We start from the raw sequence: 3,176 nt of genomic DNA, 5'->3' as shown, positions 1-3,176 counted from the left end.
CCTTCATCTTTAACAGAGCTGAATAGTCGAAGAATAACCATTTAACTGTGTCTTTTTAGCAAAGGTGCACTTTTTTTGTATATAAAGGGAATTTTATATTACAAAATGTTTATAAAGGTGCTTCTACGTAAAGTATGCTTTACTCACATACTGGTGTAGTAGGAGTTGGAGAACTTTGAAAAATAAAATGAATGAACATAGGAAGAAACTTGGGTTCTCTCAAGATAAGTTAGCAGACATGTTAGGGGTTTCTAAACAAGCAATTTAGAAAGGAGTGTGCGAGTGGGGAAAGTTATTTTAGACATGTCAATGTCACTAGACGGCTTTATTGCTGGTCCAAATGTTAACTGTAAGCAGGGCCTTGGTGAGGGTGGCGAGGTTCTTCACGAGTGGCTGTTTAGTGGGGATATACCGAGTAAATTCAATGACTTTTTTAAACTATCCAGAACCAATAGGGAAGTTTTTGATAAATCTTTCAAAACTACAGGGGCACTTATAGCAGGAAGGCGGACGTTCGATCTTACATCTGGATGGGGAGGCAGCTATCCTATTCAGGGAATCCCGGTATTTGTGCTCACTCATGACCCTCCTAAAGAGATCCCACGGGGAGAAACAGCTTTCACATTTGTTAGCGACGGTATTGTTAGTGCTGTTAAACAAGCTAAAGCTGCTGCAGAAAAGAATAATGTCCAGGTGATGGGTGGAGCAATTACTGCTCAACAATGTATTAAAGCCAACCTAGTCGACGAAATTCTAATTCACTTGGTACCTGTTCTACTTGGTAAAGGGATTCGGCTGTTTGATCCTATCGGTCCAGAAAAAATTCAACTGGAAAAAGGAGATGTGATAGAAACGGCTGATGTAACTCATCTTAGATATCGAATTTTAAACAGTAGGAACACATAGGAATATCATTATTCAAGAAAAGGGGGCTTTAGTGAAGGTGAGTCGCTTACAATGTATTACACTGCTTTTAGGAAGTAGGGTAGATATTATTATGAAGTAGTTAATACTTTAAATGAAGAATGAAGATATCGTAAAAATCAAAGGACCCTACTATATCAAAATAGGTAGTCTTATCATTGGGTTTGATATGTTTGTTTTAGGGCAGCTTATAAGAAGGATGCTGTCTTTAGTAAAAAAAATGAAAGTGAGTGGAATAGGTATGAATAATCTTTCTCAAATGAGAATTCAAAAACCGGCAAATGAGATTTTTGAGGCATTTGTTGATCCCAAAAAAATAGGTAACTTTTGGTTTTCTTCAAGCTCTGAAAGATGGGAGGAAGGAAAGACGATTACTTTAAGATATGAAGAATATGATGCGCAAGGCGATATAGACATAACAGAAATTCAAGAAAATAAGAAAGTCGTTTTTGAGTTGCCAGGAAATCATAAAGTCACCATCAAATTTGTTCAAGAAGAAGGCAGCACAATCGTAGAAGTTAAGGAAGAGGGGTTTGATGAAAACAGCGATGACCTTATTCCTCAATTAATAGACAACAAAGAAGGCTGGGTGTATATGCTTACATGTTTGAAGGGATATATGGAGTATGGAGTCAATCTTAGAGCATCATTGGTTAAGTGCGACACAAATTAAGAGGAAGAGAAGGTGTTTGGAGTAATCCCGGCACCTTTTTTATTGGTAGTCTCACGTTTGCCTTTGGGAAGTTTCTCAATATCAAGTCTTACAGGAATAGAGGCTTGTCTTCAAGATAAGAAGTTCACTGCAAATATTAAATACAGATTAAAGTTAATTATTAGGTAATCCAATTTATATGAAATAAAGAGATGTTTACTTTGTCTCTAAATGGAAATATAAGGATATACGCCGAAGGGCAAAATATATAAGTAGCGATTGTCACACTTGCCCAATCTGTGAAACACGAAGACCTGAAAGTGGATTTCTTTCATTACTTTCAGCACAGGTTTATGGCATAGTAATCCGGAAGCTATTCTACATATGGGCAATTTTGTGGAATAACGAAAAAACTAAACTTCAAAATACCATGGAGGTGTAAAAATGAAGGTCAAACGAATTGTTGCAAATATTGAAACGCAGGACACTTCCAAAGCAAAACACTTTTACGAAAAAATATTAGGACTTAATCAATTAATGGACCTTGGATTTATTGCAACTTACGGGTCTGATGAGGAAATGGCCACACAAATCAGTTTTTTATCTGATGGAGGTTCTGGCACACCAGTACCCGATTTGTCAATTGAAGTTGATGATCTCGACTATGTACTCACTCGCATAAAAGATGCTGGTGTTCCAATTGAGTATGGACCAACTGAAGAACCATGGGGGGTTCGTCGTTTTTATGTTAGAGATCCGTTCGGGAAACTAGTCAATATTTTAATTCATCTATAAATGAATCAGGAACAATTAAGGTTTTTCCCAATCGGGTACTGCTGATAAGTATTTGTGTTCGTTATTCCAGAATTGGGGGCAATTGCTCAATAATGTTGAAAAATGAATGAGAAATATATTTTAATTAGGAGGACTAGATATATTAATGTAGTTTTCTTATTTTTGCGGTTGGCTTACTTAGGTTATTTACTGAATCTCTTTCCTCAACCTCCTCTTTTGTTATGTATGTATTTATTATTACTGGCTTATTGGGTGTTGTTGCTAACGGATTAAAGTTAGGTGAAAAGAATAAAACCTAAATAACCAGTGTGTTTATAATTTTTAAATGAATGCCGTTTCCAGCTTAGTTATAAATTTAAAATGTCTCTATTTTGAGTCTTACATAAACGAGGTCTTTACTGAAACAGGGTCTTTCTGCGATTAGTTAGGTGGAGTGATTTTTTAACTTCAGATGGAGCTTATTGAAAAATTGTTTGTAGGATTATTCGATCCTTCTTATTATCTCTATATTAAGTTAGTGGAATAAGACAGTATAAAAATGAACTTCCAAATATATAGAAGTTTTTTAATAATCATATCAATGTAGAACTTTAACAGATTCAAATAAGGTCAGCCTCTTTTGGAGGCTGACCTTATTTCTTGCATTAAGCGTTTTGGTAAGACAGATCAGAAGCTAGCTGAGCGACTTTTTCAAGACCTTCCTGTACAATTTCTTCTGCTTGGTCAGGGTTGGCATTGTGACCTTCGATGACCACTTCGTTCTTAACATTCATACCGAACAATCCACCAAAGACATTACGCATGT

Annotated in this window: 4 protein-coding genes; all 4 read left to right on the top strand. The window is 36.0% G+C overall.

All coding sequences use genetic code 11. The features are described from left to right. Positions 1-187 precede the first annotated feature (187 nt). The 4 genes from WAM07_RS15085 (at position 188) to WAM07_RS15070 (ending at position 2,371) form a co-directional block, all read left to right on the top strand. On the top strand, positions 188-268 hold the full coding sequence (locus WAM07_RS15085; protein ID WP_422168142.1) for a helix-turn-helix domain-containing protein: 81 nt from the start codon (positions 188-190) through the stop codon (positions 266-268). 14 nt (positions 269-282) lie between these two features. After that, on the top strand, positions 283-906 hold the full coding sequence (locus WAM07_RS15080) for a dihydrofolate reductase family protein (protein ID WP_422168140.1): 624 nt from the start codon (positions 283-285) through the stop codon (positions 904-906). Positions 907-1,018: 112 nt separating this feature from the next. Beyond that, positions 1,019-1,597 (top strand): SRPBCC family protein, encoded by a 579-nt coding sequence (locus tag WAM07_RS15075; protein WP_422168138.1) that lies wholly within the window; start codon positions 1,019-1,021, stop codon positions 1,595-1,597. A gap of 423 nt (positions 1,598-2,020) precedes the next feature. Beyond that, a complete protein-coding gene (locus WAM07_RS15070) occupies positions 2,021-2,371 on the top strand; it encodes a VOC family protein (RefSeq protein ID WP_422168136.1) in 351 nt (116 codons plus the stop codon). The last annotated feature ends 805 nt before the right edge of the window (positions 2,372-3,176 follow it).

Origin of the sequence: Halobacillus sp. (genome assembly GCF_049282395.1) — a bacterium.
Lineage (GTDB): Bacteria > Bacillota > Bacilli > Bacillales > Halobacillaceae > Halobacillus.
This window is presented reverse-complemented; position numbering and strand designations above follow the sequence as displayed.

Excerpts from the sequence above, each read along its gene's own strand:
- WAM07_RS15085 (WP_422168142.1), top strand. The coding sequence starts at position 188 with ATGAATGAACATAGGAAGAAACTTGGGTTCTCTCAAGATAAGTTAGCA.
- WAM07_RS15070 (WP_422168136.1), top strand. The coding sequence starts at position 2,021 with ATGAAGGTCAAACGAATTGTTGCAAATATTGAAACGCAGGACACTTCC.
- WAM07_RS15075 (WP_422168138.1), top strand. The coding sequence starts at position 1,019 with ATGAAGAATGAAGATATCGTAAAAATCAAAGGACCCTACTATATCAAA.